Annotated in this window: 19 protein-coding genes and 1 pseudogene; 15 read left to right on the top strand and 5 right to left on the bottom strand. The window is 68.1% G+C overall.

The window, feature by feature from the left end; genetic code table 11:
• Nucleotides 1-11 precede the first annotated feature (11 nt).
• Together ABD116_RS35880 and ABD116_RS35875 are read left to right on the top strand one after the other, a co-directional pair.
• Nucleotides 12-695: a DUF2848 domain-containing protein gene (locus tag ABD116_RS35880; protein ID WP_343981106.1), complete on the top strand. Its 684-nt coding sequence runs from the start codon at nt 12-14 to the stop codon at nt 693-695.
• Nucleotides 692-1012 (top strand): cupin domain-containing protein, encoded by a 321-nt coding sequence (locus ABD116_RS35875; RefSeq protein WP_343981103.1) that lies wholly within the window; start codon nt 692-694, stop codon nt 1010-1012. Before ABD116_RS35880 ends, ABD116_RS35875 begins: the two co-directional genes overlap by 4 nt.
• Here the strand turns inward: ABD116_RS35875 and ABD116_RS35870 are convergent, their stop codons facing one another.
• Nucleotides 1013-2506 (bottom strand): leucyl aminopeptidase, encoded by a 1494-nt coding sequence (locus ABD116_RS35870; protein ID WP_343981100.1) that lies wholly within the window; start codon nt 2504-2506, stop codon nt 1013-1015.
• A gap of 156 nt (nt 2507-2662) precedes the next feature.
• On the opposite strand from ABD116_RS35870, the gene gcvT reads away from it, so the two are divergent.
• The 8 genes from gcvT to ABD116_RS35830 all read left to right on the top strand — a co-directional run bounded on the left by gcvT (nt 2663) and on the right by ABD116_RS35830 (nt 14720).
• Nucleotides 2663-3784 (top strand): glycine cleavage system aminomethyltransferase GcvT, encoded by a 1122-nt coding sequence (gcvT, locus tag ABD116_RS35865; RefSeq protein ID WP_343981097.1) that lies wholly within the window; start codon nt 2663-2665, stop codon nt 3782-3784.
• A 270-nt stretch (nt 3785-4054) separates the two neighbouring features.
• The gene (locus ABD116_RS35860) at nt 4055-5284 is read left to right on the top strand and encodes an AfsR/SARP family transcriptional regulator (protein WP_343981094.1); all 1230 of its coding nucleotides are present in this window, start codon (nt 4055-4057) and stop codon (nt 5282-5284) included.
• 399 nt (nt 5285-5683) lie between these two features.
• Nucleotides 5684-6691, top strand: a complete 1008-nt coding sequence (locus ABD116_RS35855; protein ID WP_343981092.1) for an ABC transporter permease — start codon at nt 5684-5686, stop codon at nt 6689-6691.
• Nucleotides 6692-6732: 41 nt separating this feature from the next.
• The gene (locus tag ABD116_RS35850) at nt 6733-8487 is read left to right on the top strand and encodes an ABC transporter substrate-binding protein (protein WP_343981089.1); all 1755 of its coding nucleotides are present in this window, start codon (nt 6733-6735) and stop codon (nt 8485-8487) included.
• 93 nt (nt 8488-8580) lie between these two features.
• On the top strand, nt 8581-9573 hold the full coding sequence (locus ABD116_RS35845) for an ABC transporter permease (RefSeq protein WP_343981086.1): 993 nt from the start codon (nt 8581-8583) through the stop codon (nt 9571-9573).
• Nucleotides 9570-10667 (top strand): ABC transporter ATP-binding protein, encoded by a 1098-nt coding sequence (locus tag ABD116_RS35840; RefSeq protein ID WP_425552223.1) that lies wholly within the window; start codon nt 9570-9572, stop codon nt 10665-10667. Before ABD116_RS35845 ends, ABD116_RS35840 begins: the two co-directional genes overlap by 4 nt.
• A gap of 8 nt (nt 10668-10675) precedes the next feature.
• Nucleotides 10676-11725, top strand: coding sequence for an ABC transporter ATP-binding protein (locus ABD116_RS35835; protein ID WP_343981083.1), 1050 nt, complete (start codon nt 10676-10678; stop codon nt 11723-11725).
• A 61-nt stretch (nt 11726-11786) separates the two neighbouring features.
• Complete coding sequence (locus ABD116_RS35830; RefSeq protein WP_343981079.1) at nt 11787-14720, top strand: AfsR/SARP family transcriptional regulator; 2934 nt, start codon at nt 11787-11789, stop codon at nt 14718-14720.
• 1 nt (nt 14721) lies between these two features.
• Here the strand turns inward: ABD116_RS35830 and ABD116_RS35825 are convergent.
• Together ABD116_RS35825 and ABD116_RS35820 are read right to left on the bottom strand one after the other, a co-directional pair.
• Nucleotides 14722-15935 (bottom strand): annotated as a pseudogene (locus ABD116_RS35825) (low temperature requirement protein A).
• 53 nt (nt 15936-15988) lie between these two features.
• Nucleotides 15989-16306, bottom strand: coding sequence for a hypothetical protein (locus ABD116_RS35820; RefSeq protein WP_343981076.1), 318 nt, complete (start codon nt 16304-16306; stop codon nt 15989-15991).
• On the opposite strand from ABD116_RS35820, the gene ABD116_RS35815 reads away from it, so the two are divergent.
• From ABD116_RS35815 to ABD116_RS35795, 5 genes are all read left to right on the top strand, one after another.
• Nucleotides 16299-16490 (top strand): LuxR C-terminal-related transcriptional regulator, encoded by a 192-nt coding sequence (locus ABD116_RS35815; protein ID WP_343981074.1) that lies wholly within the window; start codon nt 16299-16301, stop codon nt 16488-16490. The genes ABD116_RS35820 and ABD116_RS35815 overlap by 8 nt on opposite strands.
• Nucleotides 16491-16564: 74 nt before the next feature.
• The gene (locus ABD116_RS35810; RefSeq protein ID WP_343981072.1) at nt 16565-17593 is read left to right on the top strand and encodes an NAD(P)-dependent alcohol dehydrogenase; all 1029 of its coding nucleotides are present in this window, start codon (nt 16565-16567) and stop codon (nt 17591-17593) included.
• A 12-nt stretch (nt 17594-17605) separates the two neighbouring features.
• Nucleotides 17606-18634 (top strand): amidohydrolase family protein, encoded by a 1029-nt coding sequence (locus ABD116_RS35805; RefSeq protein ID WP_343981070.1) that lies wholly within the window; start codon nt 17606-17608, stop codon nt 18632-18634.
• Nucleotides 18634-19377, top strand: a complete 744-nt coding sequence (locus ABD116_RS35800) for an iron-sulfur cluster assembly protein (protein WP_343981068.1) — start codon at nt 18634-18636, stop codon at nt 19375-19377. The genes ABD116_RS35805 and ABD116_RS35800 overlap by 1 nt, the downstream gene beginning before the upstream one ends.
• A gap of 69 nt (nt 19378-19446) precedes the next feature.
• Nucleotides 19447-20334, top strand: coding sequence for an IclR family transcriptional regulator (locus ABD116_RS35795; RefSeq protein WP_343981065.1), 888 nt, complete (start codon nt 19447-19449; stop codon nt 20332-20334).
• Nucleotides 20335-20440: 106 nt separating this feature from the next.
• On the opposite strand, the gene ABD116_RS35790 is transcribed toward ABD116_RS35795, so the two are convergent.
• Both ABD116_RS35790 and ABD116_RS35785 read right to left on the bottom strand, forming a co-directional pair.
• Nucleotides 20441-21736: a sugar ABC transporter permease gene (locus ABD116_RS35790; protein WP_343981062.1), complete on the bottom strand. Its 1296-nt coding sequence runs from the start codon at nt 21734-21736 to the stop codon at nt 20441-20443.
• Entirely contained in the window at nt 21733-22545 is an 813-nt protein-coding gene (locus tag ABD116_RS35785; protein WP_343981060.1) for an ATP-binding cassette domain-containing protein, read from the bottom strand. The genes ABD116_RS35790 and ABD116_RS35785 overlap by 4 nt, the downstream gene beginning before the upstream one ends.
• Between the last annotated feature and the right edge of the window lie 86 nt (nt 22546-22631).

The raw sequence follows: 22631 nt of genomic DNA, 5'->3' as shown, positions 1-22631 counted from the left end.
TGGAGGTTCCCGTGCCCCAGACCCTGCGATTCACGCTCCCGGACGGCTCGGAGCGGCAGATCGACGTCCGATATGCGCTCAATGCCGGGTACGCCGGCCGCGACACCCAGCAGGTCCAGCACCACGTCGACGAGCTGGCGGAGCTGGGCGTCCCGGCGCCGAAGCGGATCCCGACCCTCTACCCGCTGTCGGCCAGCCTGGTGAGCCGGCCGGACGTAGTACAGGTGGCGCACGGCAAGACCTCGGGGGAGGCGGAGTGGGCGCTGATCGTGGGCGACGGGCCCGACGACCTGCTGCTGACGGTCGCCTGCGACCACACCGACCGGGCGCTGGAAGTGCACGGGGTCGCCTGGAGCAAGCAGTCAGCACCTGACGTGCTCGGCGACGTGGCCTGGCCACTCGACGCCATCGAGGACGAGCTGGACGAGTTCACCCTGAAGGCCTGGGTGCGTCATGGTGACACCGAGCAGCTCATCCAGGACGGCACGCTCGCGCAGTTGCTGCCGCCGTCGTACTGGGTGGAGCAACTCAAGGACCGCTTGGTGCCGGGCACGGTGGTGCTCAGCGGGACGATCCCGATGATCGCGGGCGTCGACCAGTTCGCCGACGCGTGGCGGGTCGAGCTGACCGACCCACGCGGCCTGACCAGCCGGATCGTCTACTCGGTCGAGCAGCTCGCGGCGGCCTGGGAATGAAGGCCGAGCACGAGTTCTTCCCAGCGGCCGACGTGCCCTGGACGGAAGACGGACCAGGAATCACCCAACGCGTCCTGACCACAGCAGAAGACGGCACCCTGACCAGGATCGCCCGCTGGGCGCCCGGCACCACCACGGGCGACGAGGTGATCAGGCACGAGTACTTCGAGGAGGTCTACCTGCTCGAGGGCTCGCTCACCGACCTGACGCTCGGCAAAACCTTCACCAAGGGCGAGTACGCAGCTCGCCGGCCCGGTATGCCACATGGGCCGTACCGGACCGACGAGGGCTGCACGATGCTGGAGACCCGCTACTAGCTAGCTCGCAGCGGCAGCGAGCTCGACCAGCGTCCGGACCGAGTACCCGGTACCACCGCTGGTCGTGTAACCCGACGACCCACCGTCGTTGAAGGCCGGGCCGGCCACGTCGAGGTGCACCCAGTCGATGCCCTCAGCAACGAAGTCGCCGAGGAAGGCGGCCGCCGCCAGCGCACCGCCCCAGGGCTCGCCGGTGATGTTCGCCAGGTCGGCGATCTTCGAGTGCGAGCGCAGCTTGTCGAGCATCTCGGCCGGGATCGGCAGCGGCCACATCGCCTCACCAGCGGCGACGGCGGCGTCGACGACCCGGTCACGGGCGACGTCGGTGTTGGCGAACGCGCCGGCCACCTTGGTGCCCAGGGCAACGACACACGCGCCGGTCAGGGTGGCGACGTCGACGATCAGGTCGGGCTGGTCCTCGCAGGCGCGGACCAGCGCGTCGCCGAGCACCAGGCGGCCCTCGGCGTCGGTGTTGAGCACCTCGACGGTCTTGCCGCCGTACATGGTGAGGACGTCGGACGGGCGGGCCGCCGAGCCGGACGGCATGTTCTCGGCCATCGCGGCGTACGTGGTCACCTGCACCGGCAGTTCGAGCCGGGCGATCGCGACCGTGGCGGCGATCACGGCGGCGGCGCCGGCCATGTCGGACTTCATGCTGATCATGCCGCTGGCGGTCTTCAGCGAGAGGCCGCCCGAGTCGAAGGTGATGCCCTTGCCGACGAAGGCCAGGTGCGTCACCGGCTTCTTCGGCGTGTAGGTCAGCTTGACCAGCCGCGGCGGGTTGGTGGAGCCCTGGCCGACGCCGAGGATGCCGCCGTACCCACCCTTGGCGAGCGCCTTCTCGTCCAGGACCTCGACCTTGACGCCGTACTCCTTGCCGAGCTTGACCGCGTGCGCGGCGAACTCGGCCGGGTGCAGGTCGGACGGGGGAGTGTTCACCCAGTCGCGGACCTGGTGGACCGCGTCGGCCGTCACCTCGGCCCGCTCGAGGGCTGCCTTGGCGTCGCGGTTGCGGGCCAGGTCGGTCAGCACGATCACGTTGCCGGGGGCTTCGGTGCTCGCCTCGGACTTGTAGGCGTTGAAGGTGTAGCGGCCGATCAGCGCGCCCTCGGCGATCGCCCGGACGCACTCGGCGTCCGGCGTCGGCAGCGAGAAGGCGATCGACTGTCCGGCCTTGGCGGCGCGGACGCCGGTCCCGGCGGCGACCCGCAGATCCTCGGTCTTCAGCGCTCCGTCCGGCGCGGCGCCGAGGCCGACGGCGATCACGATGGCCGACTTGCCCGGCTTCGGGCCGGGGACCTTGGTGACCTCACCTGCCTTGCCGGTGGCGCCGAGGCCGGCCAGCACCTCCACCAGCTTCCCGCCGTACGCGGCGTTCAGCGACTCGGTGCCGGCGGGCAGGGTGACGCCGCCGTCGAGCTTGACCACGCCGATCACCAGGACGTCGGTCTTGACGCCGGCCGGATCGGACTTGCTCAGGGTGATGGTGCTCACGAAATCCTCAGTCCTCCTTGACCGGGTGGCAGGTGCCGGTCGTGACGGTACGTGAATGCTGCCTCCGCATGCTACGCGTCGCGGGGCCGTGATCCGGCTCTCAGGCAGTGATGTCGACCGCATCACCACCGCCGCGCGTCCGGTAAGTTCCGGTCCATGACCGAGTCGCAGGCGTTGAAGAAGTCCCCGTTGCACGAGCGGCACGTCGCCCTCGGCGCCAAGTTCGCCGAGTTCGGCGGCTGGGAGATGCCGCTGGAGTACAGCGGCGTCGTCGCCGAGCACACCGCTGTCCGGACCTCCGTCGGGGTCTTCGACGTGAGCCACCTCGGCAAGGCGACGGTCAAGGGCCCGGGCGCCGCGGCGTACGTGAACTCGTGCCTGACCAACGACCTGGGCAAGATCGCCCCCGGCCAGGCGCAGTACACGCTGTGCTGTGCCGAGGACGGCGGCGTGGTCGACGACCTGATCGCCTACCTGCACGCCGACGACGACGTGTTCCTGATCCCGAACGCGGCCAACACCGCCGAGGTCGTACGCCGGCTGGCCGAGCAGGCGCCGGAGGGCGTCGTGGTGACCAACACTCACGACGACTACGCGATCCTGGCCGTCCAGGGCACCGACAGCGACGAGGTGGTCAAGGCGATCGGTCTCCCGACCGGCCACGACTACATGTCCTTTGCGGTAGCTGCGTTCCCTAATGAGCACAGTGCCGGTACGCCGGTAGTCGTCTGCCGCACCGGCTACACCGGTGAGCGCGGCTACGAGCTGGTAGTGCCCAATGAGGCAGCGGTGGCCGTCTTCGACGCGATCCTGAAGGCGGGGGAGCAGTACAACCTCGTACCGGCCGGGCTGGGCGCTCGCGACACGCTCCGGACCGAGATGGGCTACCCGCTGCACGGTCAGGACATCTCGCCGGAGATCACGCCGGTCCAGGCACGCTCGGGCTGGGCCGTGGGCTGGAAGAAGGAGCACTTCTGGGGTGACCAGGCACTGCGCGCAGAGAAGGAGGCCGGACCGGCCAAGATCCTGCGCGGCCTGCGTGCGGTCGGCCGCGGCATCCCGCGGCCTCACATGACGGTCGTCGACCCTGCTGGCACCGCGTTGGGTGAGGTGACGTCCGGCACGTTCTCGCCGACGCTGAAGAAGGGCATCGCCCTGGCGCTGCTCGACGCGGCCGTCAAGGAAGGCGACCAGGTCGCGGTGGACATCCGTGGCCGGCAGGAAGCCTTCGAGGTGGTCAAGCCCCCGTTCGTCACCGTGCACGTCCGCGAGAGCTGAGCCAAGCCCGTACGCCGGCGCCGAACCCCGGTCATCCTGATCCGGGGTTCGACCCGCACCCGTGGTGCCGCAGCACCACGGCAGTGAGCCTGTACTCCGTACGCACTCACGCACCACCCACGCCCTGGCTGCGACGCGGGCGTGAGCAGGCTGGACACCAGCCCGAGCAATGCTGTCACCAGGACCACCGGGTTACTCCGCCACGAGCGCATGAGCGCAGCCTCCGCCAAACCTGTTACCCGGCACCTACCACCGCGTTACCCTGCGCAGGTGGAATACCGCTTGCTGGGTCCGGTGGAGGTCTGGGCGGACGGCCGCAAGGTGGAACTCAAGCGGAGGCAGGAGCGGTTGCTGCTCGCCGTCCTGCTGTTGGAGCCAGGGAAGGCAGTACCGACCGACCGCCTGATCGGCTTGCTGTGGCCTGAGGAGCAGCCGGGTAACCCGAGGCGGGCACTGCAGGTCTATGCGTCCCGGCTGCGCGCAGTACTGACGGATGCAGAGCTAGTGGGCGGTGCCCACGGCTACGCGATCGAAGGGACTGCTGGCCGGACCGATGTCGAGAAGTTCGCGGCACTGGTGGAGCAGGCGCGGGTACTACCGGATCTGCAGCGCCGTCGGGAGGTACTGGTCGAGGCGCTGACGCTTTGGCGCGGACCCGCTCTCGCAGACGTCGCCTCCGAGGACGTACGCCGGCGACTGTGCGCGGCCCTCGACGAGTCTCGGTGGGCTGCCCAAGAGGAATGGCTGAGGACCGAGCTGGCGCTGGGACACCACCAGGAGTTGCTGCCAGAGCTAGCAGAACTCACCAGCGCCGAGCCGACGCGCGAAGGACTGGCGGCGGCGCGCATGCTGGCGCTCTATCGGTCTGGGAGACAGGCCGACGCGCTGGCCGTCTATGCCGACCTGGTGCGTCACCTGAGCGAGGAGTTGGGCGTTGAGCCCGGCCAAGAGGTTCGCCACCTTCAGGTGGCGATGCTCCGGCAGGACGGATCGCTGAGTCTTACCGAGGCGGGTCCGCAGGATCTCCCTGCCGACGACGAGAGCCTCGCTGGTCGCGACGAGCTGCTCGCCGAGCTGTCCGAAGTACTGGCACGCAAGGGGAACGGCGTACCCAACGTGCTGTGTCTCTTTGGTGCCGAAGGGGCCGGCAAGTCGGCGATCGCGGTGCGGCTCGCACATCGGCTCGCTGAGCAGTATCCGGGTGGCCGGCTCTTCGTCCGGCTGCAAGGCGTCGAGGGGGAGCCGCTGCCGACCGCGACCGTCCTTGCGCGGCTCCTGCGGTCGCTGGGGGTGAAGGCCTTCCCCGACTCACTCGAGGAGCGGTCGGCCCTGCTCCGCAGCACCCTGGCCGGACGGGCGGTTCTGCTGGTCTTCGACGACGTCCGGAATGCCGGCCGGCTGCGGCCGCTGATGCCGGCCGAAGGCAGGTGCGCGGTCATTGCCACTTCCCGTGATCCGTTACTGGGTCTGGAAGACGCCATTCACCGCGAGATTGGCTGACCGAAAAGCCATTCGGGGTGAATTCGCCGCGAATAGTGTGACAATTTCAAGACATCTCGCTCCGCAGTCTTCCCGGCACACTCCGTAATAATGTGGCACAGAATGGCCAATGACGGCGCTGTGCCGACGCTTTTCGCGAGGAAGCGGGTGCGGAGCGTAACTATTGGTGGCAAATGTTCCGGTCCGGTACGTCCTCCGGTAACGATTTGTGCACTGGTCACGGAACCCGCTGGTTTTGTCGAGGAAGTGTCGGGCAGGCTAGCGCGCGGCTCCGGACGATCCGGCCTTGTCAAGCGAATTTGACTGCATGGCCCCCCGGAGCAAAGGCTCGGCACGATCTACAGACCGCCGCCGATCCTGTCCCCCCGGATTTCTGGCTGACCAGCTGACGGAGCACGCATGAGTATTGGGTCACCCGACTCGACCGTAGGTGTCGAGGACCACCCGGCGTCGGCCGAGCCGGTGCGCCCGGCGTCGGTGGCGCACGGCAAGTCCCCGACCCGGATCGCGATGGACCGGCTGCGCAAGGACAAGGTCGCGATCGTCTGCGCCTCGCTGGTGGTCTTCTTCATCCTGATCGCGGTGTTCGCGCCGTTGCTGGTCAAGCTCGAGGGCGCCGACGTCGGCACCTTCCACACCGACCTGGTGGACGAGTTCGGCTATCCGACGATCCTGGCGAACGCCGAGCACTGGTTCGGCGTCGAGCCGAAGACCGGCCGGGACAACTTCGCCCGCTGGGTGTACGGCGCGCAGCCGTCGCTGATCGTCGCCTTCGTCGCGACCGTGATCGGCACCATCGTCGGCGTCGTGGCCGGCCTGCTGGCCGGCTTCCTCGGCGGCTGGGTCGACCGGATCATCTCCTGGGTGATCGACTTCGTGCTCAGCCTCCCCTACCTGCTGTTCGCGATCGCGATGGTGCCGATCGTGGAGTCGCTGCGCGGCGGGTCGTTCAACCTCACGCCGGCCGAGCAGTCCTCGACCCGGTTCTACGTGCTGATCTTCGTGCTCTCGTTCTTCGGCTGGGCCGGGCTGGCCCGGATCATCCGCGGCGAGGTGCTGTCGCTGCGCGAGCGCGAGTTCGTGCTGGCCGCGAAGGCGATCGGCGTACCGACCTGGCAGGTCCTGTTCAAGGAGCTGCTGCCGAACCTGGTCGCCCCGATCGTCATCTCGGCCTCGCTGGCGCTGCCGGCCTACGTCACCGCGGAGGCGGGCCTGTCCTTCCTCGGCGTCGGGCTGATCGAGCCCAAGCCGTCGTGGGGCCAGACGATCGCCAACGCCACCAACTGGTTCAAGGCGGACCCGCTCTACCTGTGGCTGCCGGTGCTGGGCATCACCATCCTGGTGCTCGCGCTGGCCCTGCTCGGTGACGCGGTGCGCGACGCCTTCGACCCCAAGACTCGTCGGTAGCCCGGCGTTTGCCCCAGCGGCAGAAAAGGAGAATCACGACAATGCAGTGGAAACGGATCACCGCGGTCTCGGCGACGGTCATGCTGGCCGTGGCGGCCTGCGGCAGCCCGTCGGCGAGCAACAAGCCGGGTAGCGACGCCACCATCGGCGGCGCGCAGGTCAAGGCGACCGACGCGACCGCCAAGGGCCCGGCGCCGGAGATCGAAGGGGCCAAGAAGGGCGGGACGATCTCCATCCTGTCCGACGTCGTCCCCGACAACTTCGACCCGACCGACACCTACTACGTCGACGGCAACCAGATCGAGAAGCTGTACTTCCGGGCACTGACTCAGTACAAGCTGGACGAGAAGACGCAGAAGCCGATCCTGGTCCCCGACCTCGCCGAGGACCTGGGCACCAAGTCGGCCGACGGCCTGACCTGGACGTTCAAGCTGAAGAAGGGCATCAAGTACGACGACGGCACGCCGGTCAAGGCGGTCGACTACGCGTACGCGATCAAGCGGTCCTTCGCCCACGACCTGTTCGACGGCGGCCCGACGTACCAGCTGCAGTTCTTCAAGGACGGCGACAAGTACAAGGGACCGTTCGGCCCGAACGGCCAGAACTACTCCGGTGTCGAGACGCCGGACGACTCGACCCTGGTCATCCACCTGGCCAAGAAGTTCGACGACCTGCCGTTCTACGCGGCGTTCCCGATGTTCACCCCGATCCCGGAGAAGGCCGACACCAAGAAGGAGTACGAGCTCAAGCCGAAGTCGACCGGCCCGTACAAGGTCGCCTCGCTCACCCCGGGCGCGGAGCTGAAGCTGGTCAAGAACACCTTCTGGGACCCGGCGACCGACCCGGTCCGGCACCAGTACGTGGACGGCTTCGACTTCAAGTTCGCCCAGGACCTGGTCAAGGTCCAGCGGCAGATCCTGGCCAGCAGCGGTACCGACGCGAACGCGCTGAACTACACCAACCTGGACGCGTCGCTGCTGAACGAGGTCAAGGACCCGACCCAGATCATCAAGGGTGACTCGCCCTGTGTGATCACCTTCTCGATGGACACCCGCAAGATCCCCTTCGAGGTCCGCAAGCTGATCGCCGAGGCGTACCCGATCGACGACTGGCGCAAGGTCGCCGGCCTGACCCCGGACACCGCCATCCCGGCCTCGACCTACCTGCCGCCGGCCGTCCCGGGCTTCGTGAAGTACGAGCTCCCCGGCCTGACCGGCAAGGGCAAGGGCGCCTCCGACCCGGCCATCGCGCAGAAGGTCAAGGACAAGCTGAAGGAACTGGGCAAGGAGAACTTCGAGCTCAGCTGGTACTACTCCAACGACAACCCGATCACCACCCAGGTGAACGCGCTGCGGACCCAGGTCTTCCAGAAGGCCGGCTTCAAGGTTCGTACCATCGGTGTGCCGTCGGCGAAGATCCGCGCCCTGATCGGCAAGCAGGACGGTCCGGTCAACATCGGCAAGGCGCCGGCCAACTGGTGCTCCGACTGGCCGACCGGCACCAGCTGGTTCCCGGTGCTCTACAAGTCCGACGCCATTGCCCTGGGCAACAGCCAGGGCCAGCTGCAGGACCCGAAGCTGGACGCCGAGATCGATCGCGTCGCCGCGCTCAGCCCGGACGAGCAGCTGAAGGAGTGGAGCAAGGTCGACAAGATGATCATGCAGGACTACCTGCCGTCGGTCCCGCTGTACTACGCGGCCAGCGCCTTCCCGGTCGGGAAGAACATCGGTCACGCGGTCAACGACCCGACCCAGGGCATGCCCGAGTTCACCTCGTTGTACCTGAAGCAGCCCTGATCGGTCCTGCCCCAGGCAGTCGTCTGATCTGAACGAAGGGGTGACGGCCGGACAATCGTCCGGCCGTCACCCCGACCGGTGAGGAGAAACCTCGTGCTCTACTTCGTGGCGCGCAGGCTGGTGAGCGCGCTCAGTGTCGTGCTGGTCACGCTGGTCGCGACCTTCGCGTTGTTCTTCGTCGCCCCGACCGACCCGGCCGCGGCGATCTGTGGTGACCGCAACTGCACCCAGGAGCGGTACAACGACATCAAGGAAAACCTGCACCTGGACAGACCCAAGGTGCAGCAGTTCGCCGAGTACACGGCGGGGATCTTCGCCGGCCGCACCTTCACCACCTCCGGGGTGGTGCAGGACTGCAAGGCGCCCTGTCTGGGTTTCTCCTTCAAGAGCAACCGGCCGGTCACCGAGATGCTGTCCAGCCGGCTGCCGGTGACGGTCTCGCTGGTGCTCGGGTACGCCGTGATCGTGCTGACGGTCGGCGTCACGATCGGCTCGATGGCGGCCAAACGGCGCGGTACCACCGCTGACCGGGTCCTGATGAGCAGCACCCTGGTGCTCAGCTCGATCCCGTACTACATCGTCGCGCTGATGCTGTCGCTCTACCTGACCGTGCTCTACCCGATCCTGCCCCGAGGCGGCTACGTGCCGTTGACGGAGAACCCGGCCAAGTGGTTCACCGGGTTGCTGACGCCCTGGCTCGTGCTCGGCATCTACAGCTGTACGCAGTACGCCCGGTACTCGCGCGGCTCGATGGTGGAGACGCTCAGCGAGGACTACATCCGGACGGCGCGGGCCAAGGGCCTGTCCGATCGGGTGGTCACCTACAAGCACGCGTTGCGCTCGGGCCTGATCCCGGTCGTCACGATCTTCGGTCTGGACATCGCCACCAGCCTCGCGGGCGCGATCTTCACCGAGCGGATCTTCGACCTGCCCGGACTGGGCAACCTGGTCCTGGAGAGCCTGAAGAACTACGACCTGCCGGTCATCATGGGCACCGTCCTGATCTCGTCGGTGATCCTGGTCGCGATGAACTTCCTGGTCGATGTGGCCTACAGCGTGATCGACCCGAGAGTGAGGCTGGCGTGACGACGCAGGACATCCCCCGTAATCCTTCCGTCGCGACCCGCGAGCGTCGCTCGGGCCTGACGCCGAGCGGTGAGACCCCGTACCTCGAGGTGAAGGAGCTGACGGTCAGGTTCCCGACCGCCGACGGTCTGGTCAGCGCCGTGAACGGGCTCAGTTACGCCGTACCGCTGGGCCGGACGCTCGCGATCGTGGGCGAGTCCGGGTCCGGCAAGTCGGTGTCCAGCATGGCCGTGATGGGTCTGCACGACCCGAAGCGGACCCAGATCACCGGCTCGATCAAGCTGGGCGGCGACGAGCTCGTCGGGCTGCCGGAGTCGGAGCTGATGAAGGTCCGCGGCGACGCGGTGGCGATGGTCTTCCAGGACCCGCAGTCGTCGCTGCACCCGCTCTACACGATCGGCGCGCAGATCAGCGAGGCGTACCGGGTGCACCACAAGGTGTCCAAGGACGTCGCGAAGAAGCGGGCCCTGGAGATGCTCGACCTGGTCGGCATCCCGAACCCGATCCGCCGGTTCAAGCAGTACCCGCACGAGTTCTCCGGCGGTATGCGGCAGCGCGCGATGATCGCGATGGGACTCGTCAACGACCCGAAGCTGGTGATCGCCGACGAGCCGACCACCGCGCTCGACGTCACCGTGCAGGCCCAGATCCTGGACCTGCTGAACACCCTGCAGAAGGAGTTCGGCTCGGCGATCGTGCTGATCACGCACGACCTGGGCGTGGTGGCCGAGATGGCCGACGACGTCCTGGTGATGTACGCCGGCCGCTGCGTCGAGTACGGCACGGCCGAGGACGTCCTGGCCCGGCCGCGGATGCCCTACACCTGGGGTCTGCTGGAGTCGATCCCGACCGTCTCGGCGGCCAACGAGAAGCTGCGCCCGATCAAGGGTCTGCCGCCGTCGCTGCTGGCGCTGCCGGACGGCTGTTCGTTCAACCCGCGCTGTCCCTACAAGGACCGGGTCAAGGGCGAACGTTGTACCACCGACCTGCCCGAGCTGCTTCCGGTCGACGGTGCCGGCGCGCACACGTCCCGTTGCCACCTGCACGACAAGGCCTCGATCTACGAGGCCGAGGTCGCGCCGAGACTGGGCTGAGGAGAGAGATGAGCGACACGATGCGTCCGGTGGACGCCACCACCAGCCCACTGCTGCAGGTCCGCGACCTCAAGATGCACTTCCCGATCAAGGAGGCCGCGGGGCTCGGCCGGACCAAGAAGGTGGTCCAGGCCGTCGACGGCGTGAGCTTCGACCTGAAGCCGGGGCAGAGCCTCGGCCTGGTCGGCGAGTCCGGCTGCGGCAAGTCCACGACGGGCCGGATGATCACCCGGCTGCTGACCCCGACGGCCGGCCAGATTCTGTTCAAGGGCACGGACATCGCCCGGATGAAGGAGAAGCAGCTGCGCCCGTTCCGGCGCCAGCTGCAGATCGTCTTCCAGGACCCGTACAGCTCGCTGAACCCGCGGCAGACGGTCAGCAACATCCTGACCACGCCGCTGCGCGTGCACAACCTGGTCCCCAGGGGCCAGGAGCTGCAGCGCGTGCAGGAGCTGCTGGAGCGGGTCGGGCTGAACCCCGAGCACCACAACCGGTACCCGAACGAGTTCTCCGGTGGCCAGCGCCAGCGGATCGGGATCGCCCGGGCGCTCGCGGTGGAGCCCGAGGTGATCATCGCCGACGAGCCGGTCTCCGCGCTGGATGTGTCGATCCAGGCGCAGGTGATGAACCTGATGGAGGACCTGCGCCGCGATCTGGGCATCGCCTTCGTCTTCATAGCGCACGACCTCGGCGTGGTTCGGCACTTCTGTGACGAGGTCGCGGTGATGTACCTCGGCAAGATCGTCGAGCAGGGCCCGCGGGACCAGATCTACAACGCGCCGCAGCACCCCTACACGCAGGCGTTGCTGTCGGCCGCTCCCGACCTGGGCACCATCCGCGGCACCCCGCCGAAGGAGCGGATCCGGCTGGTCGGTGACGTGCCGTCGCCGATCGACCCGCCGAGCGGTTGCCGGTTCCGGACCCGCTGCTGGAAGGCCGAGGACATCTGCGCCACCCAGGAGCCGCTGCTGATCGGCAAGCCGAAGTCCGGCCCCGGCCACGCCGCCGCGTGCCACTTCGCCGAACCGAAGATCGACCTGACCGCAGCCACCGCGTAGTTATCCACAGAGAACGCCCTGCCGACAGCACTTTGTCTGCAGGGCGTTCTACTGTTCGTGCATGGACTTCCGTTTGCTGGGGGAGATCGAAGCGGCCGGGCAGGCAGCGCCGCTGCGCCGGCAGGAGCGGTCGTTGCTCGCCATTTTGTTGCTGAGGGCAAATGAGTCGGTGCCGCTCGCGGAGCTGGTCGACCTGCTCTGGCCGGACGATCCGCCGGCCGACGCGCGCGGATCGTTGCAGGTCTATCTCTCCCGCCTGCGCAAGGCGCTGCCCGGCATCACGATCACCAGCAGCACCGCTGGGTACGCCGTACAGGTCGACCCCGAGTCGATCGATGTCGAGCGTTTCCGTCGCCAACTGGCATCTGCGCGCACCGAATCAGATCCCGTACTCCGGGCCGACGGCCTGCGCCGGGCGCTCGACCTCTGGCGTGGTGAGCCGCTGGCTGACCTGATGCCGCAGGCAACCCGTGATCGCTTGAGCGCAGGTCTTGTCGAGGAGCATGCGGCGGCCGTCGAGGACCGGCTGGATGCGGACCTGCTGGCCGGTCGGCATGAGCAGGTCGAGGGGGAGCTGGCCGACCTGGTCCGCGCGCACCCGCAACGCGAGCGGTTGATGGCGGCCTGGATGACGGCGCTCTACCGCTCCGGCCGTAAAGCTGAGGCGTTGCAGGCGTACAAGGACTTGGCGGAGCGGCTGGCAGAGGAGTTCGGACTGGACCCTGCTCCGGCCTTGCGCAGGCTCCACCTGGCCATCCTGCGCGACGATCCGGGTTTGCGTGCCGTCGCGGCCAAGCGGGCCGAGGGCACCGTGCCGCGGGAGTTGCCGGTGGACATCTCGCTGCTGGTCGGCCGCGACGACCTGCTGGCCGATGCGGTCCGGGTGCTGACCCAGGTAGCACCGTCCCACCTGGCCGGCGCGACCGGCGCCGCAGACTCGGCCGGTGCGGGTGGCATGGGCGGCGCGGGCGACGGTCGTGGTCGGGTGGCGGTCTACTGCCTCTGGGGTGGCGCCGGTGTCGGGAAATCGGCGGCCGGGACGCGGATCGGTCATCTGGTGGCTGAGTCGTTCCCCGACGGGCAGCTCTTCGCGCGGCTGCAAGACGTCCGGGGGGAGGCCGTGTCTGCTCACGCACTGCTCGGGCGGATGCTGCGCGCGCTCGGAGTCCAGCCCGGCGCGGTACCGGCCTCGGCTGCCGACCGTGCGGAGATGTTCCGCCAGCGAACCGAGAGCCTGGCGATTCTCCTGGTGCTGGACGATGCGCTGGATGCCGGGATCGTCGCTCAACTGCTGCCGACTGGTCCACGCTGTGCCGTGCTGGTCACCTCCCGCAAACCGTTGCCGGAGCTGACCGAGGCAGTGCACCGCCAGGTCACCCCGCTGGACGGCCCGACGAGCCAAGCCCTGCTGACGCGGCTGATCGGGCGAACGCTACGCGATCTTCCGACCCTCGACTCGGTGGCCGAGCAGTGTGTCGGTCTGCCCTTGGCGCTGCGCATCATCGGCTCACGGTTGGCGTTGTCGGGCGACGATGCGCTCCAGTCGATCGCCCAGGCCCTGGTCGACGACGACCAGCGCCTCGACTCGATGGTGGCCGGCGACCTCGCAGTACGGACCAGCCTCGGGCGCACGTTGAAGCTTGCCGACCCCCAAGCCCGGCAACTCCTGGAGCGCTTGTCTCTCGTGGGCATCACCGAGTTCCCGTCCTGGGTCGCTGCTCCGCTACTGGACAGCGATGAGGTGACCGGCGGCAACACCTTCGGCCGCCTGGTCGACCTCGGTCTGGTCGAGCTCGTCACCGGGCAGCGTTACAAGATGCACGACCTGGTCCGCGCCTACGCGGCCGAACAACTCGCACTCGCGGGCGATCGCGACGAACCACTCGGGAGGTACCTGCAGGCCGTACTACGGCTGGCAGGTCTCGTGGACAACCGCCTCCCGCATGGCCTCACCGTTGCGGCACGGTTGGTGGTGCCGGACCGGCCGCTGCTACCGGCGGCGGAATCCGACGCGATCGCCGCGCCGGCCGCCTGGATGGACGACAGCTGGCCATTGATCCGGGCAGCCGTGTTCGCTGGTCTCCAATCGGGCCACCCGGTCGAGGCGGCCGAGCTTGCCCTGCGGCTGAACGGCTATTGCGTGATCGAGGCACTCGACGATCTCCGGGCCGAAGTGCTGTCGGCGGCCAGAGAGGTGGTCAAGGAGTCCGGGCCGCTGGAGCTCTACGTCCGGTTGGCGTTCGGCCTGCTCCCGGCGCTGGTGCTGTCCCCGGCTGATCGCCTGGCCGCAGGTGAGGAACTGCTGGAGCTGTCCGAGCAACTCGGCTCCACCGAGCTCCAGGTGCGGTCGATGTTGCACATCAGCATCGGCGCCAACCTGAGCGCGGACCTCGATCGGGCGCACGAGGTGATGACCAAGGCCCTCGAGCTGACCGAGCAACCGGACGGGCCGGCGGACCTGCGCGTCTTCGTCTTGCAGCAACTGTCGGTCATCGCGGCCGAGCGGCTGGACTTCGAGGCCGGCGCGGGCTGGGCCCGCGAGCTGCACGCGATCGCCCCACCTGGGACGATCAGCGAGGGTGACGGGTTGTTCCTGCTCGGCGAGAACGAGATCGAGCTGGGTCGGTACGACGACGCGATGGCGACCCTCACCCGCGCCGCCGACATCTATCAGACCGTCGGCAACGACTTCACTGTCTTCCGGGTGAAGACCATGATGGCGATGGTGGCCAGCCGGACCGGTGACACGCGGCTCGCCCGTGAGTTGCTCGACCAGGCGATCGACTGGGACCGGCGTCGGCCCGGCACCAATCTGATGGAGCTGGTCGAGCTGATCGAGGCCGATCTCGCGATGGCACTCGGTGACGTCGAGGGAAGCCGGCGGACCAGACTGCGACTGATGGAGCAGGCCCGGGCAAGTGGCCAGGCGACGCTCCAGCAACAGATCCAGCGCATCCTGGACACCGACCCCAGAGATCCGGCCAACCAGGGCTGAGTCAGGCGTGTTCGCCGTGCCGGAGCACTTCGCGTTCTTGAGCGAAACGGACGGATTCGAAGGCGACCAGACCGATCAGCAGGACGGCCAGTACGGCGAGCTGGCCGAGCGCGGGCACGTGGGCGATCAGCGGCAGGGCGACGACGCAGAGTGCGGCGGTGATCAGCCGGCTGATGCCCAGGCGGCGGGTGGTGCGCCACTTGAAGCCGACGTGGCCGAGCAGGTAGAGCACGACGCCGAAGAACAGCGCGTACAGGCCGATGCCCTTCAGCGGGTCGTCGAGATGGTGGTGCTCGGTGTCGCCGACGTACTCGAGGACCTTCTTCAGGCCCAGCGCGAGCAGCACGATGCCGGCCACCATCGGGAAGTGCAGGAAGGTGTAGGCGTCGCGGGCGAGCCTCGGCCGGCTCTCGATCGGCTCGTTGGCCAGCGCCCGCTCGCCGTAGTGGACGGTCGCGTCGAAGTAGATCCACCACAGCGCCGCCGCGACGGTCAGGCCGAGGACCGACGCGACCAGGATCGGCCAGGAGATCGGCAGGTCGGTGACGCCGACGCCGATCGCGACGATCGACTCGCCGAGCGCGATGATGACGATCAGCCCGTGCCGTTCGGCGAAGTGAGCGGCCGACCGCAGTCGCCAGCCGCGGGCGTCGACCAGGTAGGTGCCGCCGTAGTCGGCAGCCAGCGCTGCCGCCCAGATCAGAGTCTGCGTGGTGCCGTGGAACTGGGATGCCACCAGCAGCAGCGCCGTAGCGGTCATCATCGCCGGGGCGAAGCGGAGCAGCGTCCGGCGCAGCACCCGGTCGCCGTCCGCGATCAGCCAGAACAGCCACAGGTGCATGGCCCGGAAGACGAAGTACGCGACCGCGATCACCACTGGGCCGGGCAGCCCGCCGGGCAGGTCGTGGAAGGCTTCCGGGATGGCCAGCGCGATCACGAACATCGCCGCCATCGCGGCCAGCATCACGCCACGGACCGAGCCCTCGTCGGCCTTGACCAGGTTGCACACCCAGGAGAACCCGATCCAGCTCCACCAGAGCAGACCGGTCAGCAGGACACCCCGGATCACCCCGCCCAGGTCAGGTCGTGCGCCATCAAGGCGGTGATCTGGGTCAGCGCGAAGACGAAGACCAGATCGAAGAACAGCTCCAGCGTGGTGACCGACTGGTCCTCCGAGGTGGCCTCGGTCTTGATCGGCGTCCTGCGTGTCGTCATGTCGCACATTCTGCACACGAAAGGGCCCGTGGTGGTTGCCACGCGCCCCCGGATCACGGATGCCGGACCCCGGTGTTGAGCAGGATCGCCCCCAGCGTCGTCCAGAGCAGCCCCCAGACGGCGATCGCGGTGAAGTGCGGTACGTCGCCCAGCGCGGCCCCGGCCGGGACGGTCGCGAGCGGCCAGACCCCGGCGGCCAGTAGCGCGAACCGGCGGCCGTCCGGCCAGATCCGGGTCCGCAGCACGGCCACCCCGGCGACGATCAGCGCGACCGCGGTCAGCACCATGAAGACGCTGAAGAACGGAAGTGCCCGCTGGTCATCGGCGATCGCGTAGAAGTGCGCGAGCCCGAACAGGACCGCGGTGACCACGGCGACAGTGAAGGCCGGGCTGGCCACCTCGGTGATCGCTGCCCGGCTGGAGCTGACGGCCAAGACGGTGAACAACAACCTGTCGACGATCTTCGGCAAGCTCGGCGTCGGCAACCGGACCGAGGCGGCGCTGCTGGCCAGACGCTTCGGGCTGGGGGATCGAGGCGTTATCGGAAGGCGATAACGCCTCTTTCGCTGCGCTGCACGGGATCGGCACCATCGGACGACTGATCCCCGAAGAGCAGGGAAGTGGCCACGGTGAAAGCTGTCAGAGTCCATGAATACGGGAAACCTCCGACCCTCGACGACATCCCCGATCCCACCGTGCAAGGACCGCTCGACGTGATCGTGAAGGTCGATGCGGCGGGCGTCTGCCGGACCGATCTGCACATCATCGAAGGGCAGTGGCAGGACAAGTCGGGGGTCGGGCTGCCCTACGTGATCGGCCACGAGAACGCCGGCACGATCGTCGAGCTCGGCCAGGCGGTGACCGGCGTGAGCGTCGGCGACAAGGTGATCCTCCACCCGCTGGTGACGTGTGGACTCTGCCGCGCCTGCCGGGCCGGCGACGACGTGCACTGCCGCAACTCCGAGTTCCCCGGGATCAACCGGGACGGCGGGATGGCGGAGTACCTGCGGACCTCGATCCGTTCGGTCGTGAAGCTGAATGACGGGTTGGCGCCGGCCGATGTGGCGGCATTGGCCGACGCGGGGCTTACGGCGTACCACGCGGTCCGGAAGGCGGTGCCGCTGGTGCATCCGGGCGATCGGATCGTGATGATCGGCGCCGGGGGACTGGGGCACATCGGCCTGCAGTGCCTGGTCGCGATGACATCGGCCCGGGTCACGGTGGTCGACCGGTCGGCCGAAGTACTGGAGAAGGCGTCGAAGCTCGGCGCGCACGACACGGTACTGAGCGACGGCGACCAGGTGGCGGCGATCCTCGACCAGACCGGTGGCGAGGGCGCGCAGGTGGTGCTCGACTTCGTCGGCGAGCACGGGACCGAGGCCGACGGGGTCGCGATGACGCGCAACTCGGGCTCGTACTTCGTGATCGGGTACGGCGGCAAGGTCGACGTACCGACGATCGACATCATCTCCCGCGAGATCAACGTGATCGGCAACCTGGTCGGCTCGTACAACGACCTGGACGACCTGATGACGCTGGCTGCGCAGGGCCGGGTGAAGTTGGCGACCAAGCAGTACTCGCTGACCGAAGCGCTGACCGCGCTCGACGATCTCGACGGCGGCCGGGTGCCCGGCGGCCGCGCCATCCTGACGAGCTGAAGGAGCTTCTCCATGTACAGCAAGGACGGCAACGACTACTTCATCGTCGACAGCCACGTGCACGCGTGGGACGCGACGCCGGCCAATCAGGCCAACCGGTACGGCGAGGGTTTCATCAACTGCTTCTACGACTATCACCGCAACCTGTCGCCGGCCGACAAGGTGTGGACGCTGGAGGAGTTCCACAAGCAGTCGGAGGAGCGGATCATCAAGGATCTGTTCACCGACGGGTACGTCGATCGCGCGATCTTCCAGCCGACGTACCTGACCGACTTCTACGTGAACGGCTTCAACACGACCGACCAGGACGGCGCGATCGCGGAGAAGCACCCGGACAAGTTCATCGTCAACGGCGCCTGGGATCCGCGCGACGGCGAGGCCGGGCTGGACAAGCTCGCCGAGCTGGCCGAGCGGTGGGACCTGCAGGGCGTGAAGCTCTACACGGCCGAGTGGAAGGGCGACTCCAAGGGGTGGAAGCTGACCGATCCCTGGTCGTACCGGTACCTCGAGAAGTGTGTCGAGCTGGGGATCCGCAACATCCATATCCACAAGGGGCCGACGATCTATCCGCTCAACCGCGATGCGTTCGACGTGGCCGATGTGGATGATGTCGCCTCGGCCTTTCCCGGGCTCAACTTCATCGTCGAGCATGTCGGGTTGCCGCGGCTCGAGGATTTCTGCTGGATCGCGACGCAGGAGCCCAATGTGTACGGCGGGCTGGCGGTGGCGATGCCGTTCATCCACAGCCGGCCGAAGTACTTCGCGCAGATCCTGGGGGAGTTGCTGTATTGGATCGGGCCGGACCGGATCACCTTCGCCAGCGACTACGCGATCTGGACGCCGGCCTGGCTGATCGAACGGTTCGTGGATTTCCAGTATCCGGCTGAGCTGACCGAATACCCCGAGCTCACCGTTGAGGTGAAGAAGAAGATCCTTGGTCTCAATGCGGCGAAGCTGTACGGGATCGACATACCTGCTGAACTGCGGCTGCCCGAGTCGGCTGACGGCGCTATCGGCTCCGACCCGGTCTCGGTCGTCTGATGGGCGTCGATGTGGACGGTGGACCGAAGGTCCGGCCGGACGGCGTGGACGACGCGATCTGGGCGGCGCTCGGTACGGTCCGGGATCCCGAGCTGGACTCGCCGATCACCGAGCTCGGCTTCGTCTCGGCGGTGCTGCCCAAGCCGGCCGTGCTGACCGTGGAGCTGCGGTTGCCGACGTACTTCTGTGCGCCGAACTTCGCCTATCTGATGGTCGCCGACGCGTATGACGCGGTCGCGGCCGTGCCTGGTGTGCGCAACCTCGTGATCCGCCTGCTCGACCACTTCGCCTCCGACGAGATCAACGCGGGGGTCGCGGGCGGGCGTGGTTTCGCCGGCTCGTTCCCCGGGCTGGCCGACGACGAGTTGGAGGAACTACGCCTCACCTTCCAGCACAAGGCCCACCGCGCCTGCCAGGAGCAAGTCGCCTCGCACCTGGTCAAACAAGGGTGGTCCGTATCTGACCTAGCCGCCGCCACTCTCGGCGACGCCAGCCCCGGGCAAGACCTCGAGCGTCTGACCCGCCGCCGCAACGACCTCAACCTTCCGTCCGGCCCCGACGCTCCGCTGCTGCTCCACGACGACGGCACGCCCATCACCCAACTCGACCTCCCACTCCAACTCCGGATGGCCAAAACCACCCGGATCAGCATCGAAGGCAACTCCGGTCTCTGCCGAGGCCTGCTCAGCGTCCGCTACAACCTCCCCCGCCCCGCCGACGTCGACCAACTGACCACCGGCTGAGCCCGGCCGGGCTTGTCTCAAGTTGAGACGGGGGCGGCTTCGGGGTGGGGTTCGGGGCAGGGTGTCAGCGTGAAGACTTCGACCTCCGACCTCGACCCCGCCGTGGGCGGGGGAGGAGCCGCGCCCGGCGGGTCGGCTCCGCAGAGGCGGTACGGGCCGACAGCGCGCGGAATTGCGTCAGCCTCAGCAGGCCGGCCGGCTTCGGGGACTGTGCAATCTGTCTCCCGGGCTCTGCGGGCGATGGAGTTTGTTGCTGCTAGCAAGGATGGGGTGACGGCGAAGGAGATCGCTGCTCATCTGGAGTTGGCAGTGCCTTCGGCGTACCACCTGTTGGCGACGTTGACGGAGTCCGGGTATCTGGTGCATCTCGCGCAGGACCATCGGTATGGGCTGGGCTACAGGGTGCGGCTGCTCGAGCAAGGGCTGGAGCGGCAACTTGAGGTGCGGCCGTTGATCGCGGCTGCTGTGCGCCGGTTGCATCTGGAGGCCGACGCGGCGGCGTACTACGCGGTCTACCGCGAGGTGAACGTGGTGGTCGCCCACGTCGTCGACTCGGAGCGCCGGCCGCGCGTCCAGCTGCTCGACATCGGCTTTCACGAGGCGGCGCACGCGACCGCCTTCGGCAAGGTGATGCTTGCCGCGATGACCCCGGAGGATCGCGCCGCCTACCTCGACCGCGTCGGCCTGCGACAGTGCACAGCCAAGACCCTGACGGACCGCACCCAGCTGGAAGGCCACTTGGAGCAGGTCCGGCTGTCCGGCGTCGCGCTCGAGATCGGCGAGTTCCAGGACGGCCTGACCTGTCTGGCCGCGCCGGTCAGATCGAGCGCGGGCGCAGTACTGGCCTCGGTTGCGATCTCCCTACCCTCAGCCGACTTCGCCGCCCGCCGCTGGCCCGTCGAACACGCAGTACGCCGAGGCGCCCTGCTCGCCACCCGAGCGGTGAACTCCCGCTAGTACGGGCAAAGAGAAACGGATCGCCACCCCGGGCGGGGAGTGGCGATCCGTTCGTTGGAACGGCGGGCTGCTACCGAGGCAGGGGTCAGGTAGCAGCCCACCGGGCTTATGCGCGGCCGTGCGCCTGACGGCTGCGGCGGCTCAGGGAGTCGATCGTGACGGCGATCAGCAGGACGCCGGCGGTCACCATGTAGCGAACGCTGGAGTCCAGGCTGAGCAGCGCCAGACCGTTGTTGATCGACATGATCACCAGCGCGCCGAGCAGGGCGGAGTACGCCGAACCGCGGCCGCCGAAGAGGCTGGTACCACCGATGACGGCCGCGGCGATCGCGTTCAGGTTGGTGTCCGCGCCACCGCTGCTCTGGTTCACCGCGATCAGCCGGGCAGCGCCCAGGATGCCGCCGACGGCAGCGAAGGTGGAGCAGGCCGCGAAGACCGACAGGTAGATGAACCGGACGTTGATACCGGCGCGGCGGGCCGCCTCGACGTTTCCACCGACAGCCAGCACGGACCGGCCCCAGCGGGTCTGCCGGACCATGAAGTCGGTCGCCACCACCAGAGCGATGAAGAGCAGGAACATGTACGAGACACCACGGTCGCCGTTCAGCACGATCACCGGAATGAACAGGACGAGCGCCAGCGCGACCGCCTTGATCACGATCATCGAGGTCGGCGCGGCGGACAGCCCGGCCTTCGCCCGGGCGCTGCGGGTGCGCAGCCGGCTGACGACGTACAGGGCGACGACGACCACGACCAGGCCGTAGGCGACCGCCGGCGGCAGGAAATCTTGGGTCGCGAACTTCACGATGCCCGAGTCGAACGGGATGTTCAGCGTGCCTTCCTTGCCCAGCACCAGCAGTTGCAGGCCGAGGAAGCCGAGCAGACCGGCCAGCGTGATCACGAAGCTCGGTACGCCGAATCTCGTGAAGAGCGCGCCGTAGAACAACCCGATCGCCAGGCCGATCAGCGCACCGACCACCAGTGACAACACCAGCGGCCAGCCCTTGTTGACGAAGGTCACGCCGAGGACGGCGGCGGCCAGTCCGCTGACCGAGCCGATCGACAGGTCGATCTCGCCCAGCAGCAGGACCAGAACGATGCCCAGGGCAAGCACTCCGACCGAGGTGGTCTGCAGGGTCAGGTTGACCAGGTTGCGGCTGGTCAGGAAGGAGCTGTTGGAGATCTGGAAGACCGCCCAGATGATGATCAGGCCGACCACGACCGGGACCGAGCCCAGGTCGCCGGAGCGCAGCCGCGAGGTGAAGGCGGACACCGCGCCGCTGATGCCGTGGCTGGCGATCAGGCGCTCGTCCTGCAGATCGGCGGGCAGCGCGGCCGCGTCGTGCGTCTCGGGCACGGCGTCCTGCACGGGAGCCGGCGATCCGTCGACCGGGGTGCTCATGATGCGGAGCCTTCCTGCTGGGTCCGGCGCGCCGCGCGCTCGGAGACTGCGTTGTCCGTGGCGCCGGTGATTGCGGCGATGATGTCCTGGGACTTCGTCTCGGCGACGTCGAAGACCCCATTGTTGCGGCCCAGGCGCAGTACCGCGACCCGGTCCGCGACGGCCATCACGTCGGCCATGTTGTGGCTGATCAGGATCACGGCGAGGCCGCGCTCGCGGAGCCGCTCGACCAGGTTCAGTACTTCGGCCGTCTGGGCCACACCCAGTGCGGCCGTGGGCTCGTCCAGCATCACGACCTTGGGCTGGCCGAGCAGGCTGCGGGCGATCGCGACCGTCTGGCGCTGACCGCCGGACAGGCTGGCGACCGGGATCCGGACGCTGGGGATCTTGGCGGACAGCTGGCGGAGCAGTTCCCAGGAGGAGCGTTCCATCTCGACCTCGTCGAGCACCTTGCCGTTGCGCAGCTCGCGACCGAGGTACAGGTTCGCGACCACGTCGAGGTTGTCGCACAGGGCCAGGTCCTGGAACACGGTGGCGATGCCGAGCTGCTGTGCCTCGGCCGGGCTGTGCACCCGTACCTCCCGCCCGTCGAACACCATGGTGCCGTCGTCGGCGGTGTAGACGCCGGCGATGGTCTTCACCAGCGTCGACTTGCCGGCGCCGTTGTCGCCGACCAGGGCGAGCACTTCACCAGCGCGCACGTCCAGCTCGATGTTCTTCAGAGCCTGCACGGCGCCGAAGCGCTTGGAGACACCCCGAAGCGCCAGCACCGTGCCGGCGGCCGTGACAGGGGTGGGTGTGACAGTCATCGATCAGCCTCCTGAGGGCTATCTATCCGGCTTCGGCCCGGGTGGGCATCTGGGTGCCCACCCGGACCTCGGCTCTGCTTGATGCC

Origin of the sequence: Kribbella koreensis, from assembly GCF_039525325.1 — a bacterium.
GTDB lineage: Bacteria > Actinomycetota > Actinomycetes > Propionibacteriales > Kribbellaceae > Kribbella > Kribbella koreensis.
This window is presented reverse-complemented; position numbering and strand designations above follow the sequence as displayed.

Coding starts and splice junctions, on each gene's coding strand:
- ABD116_RS35875 (WP_343981103.1), top strand. CDS start 692: ATGAAGGCCGAGCACGAGTTCTTCCCAGCGGCCGACGTGCCCTGGACG.
- gcvT (WP_343981097.1), top strand. CDS start 2,663: ATGACCGAGTCGCAGGCGTTGAAGAAGTCCCCGTTGCACGAGCGGCAC.
- ABD116_RS35830 (WP_343981079.1), top strand. CDS start 11,787: ATGGACTTCCGTTTGCTGGGGGAGATCGAAGCGGCCGGGCAGGCAGCG.
- ABD116_RS35850 (WP_343981089.1), top strand. CDS start 6,733: ATGCAGTGGAAACGGATCACCGCGGTCTCGGCGACGGTCATGCTGGCC.
- ABD116_RS35855 (WP_343981092.1), top strand. CDS start 5,684: ATGAGTATTGGGTCACCCGACTCGACCGTAGGTGTCGAGGACCACCCG.
- ABD116_RS35785 (WP_343981060.1), bottom strand. CDS start 22,545: ATGACTGTCACACCCACCCCTGTCACGGCCGCCGGCACGGTGCTGGCG.
- ABD116_RS35800 (WP_343981068.1), top strand. CDS start 18,634: ATGGGCGTCGATGTGGACGGTGGACCGAAGGTCCGGCCGGACGGCGTG.
- ABD116_RS35835 (WP_343981083.1), top strand. CDS start 10,676: ATGAGCGACACGATGCGTCCGGTGGACGCCACCACCAGCCCACTGCTG.
- ABD116_RS35790 (WP_343981062.1), bottom strand. CDS start 21,736: ATGAGCACCCCGGTCGACGGATCGCCGGCTCCCGTGCAGGACGCCGTG.
- ABD116_RS35805 (WP_343981070.1), top strand. CDS start 17,606: ATGTACAGCAAGGACGGCAACGACTACTTCATCGTCGACAGCCACGTG.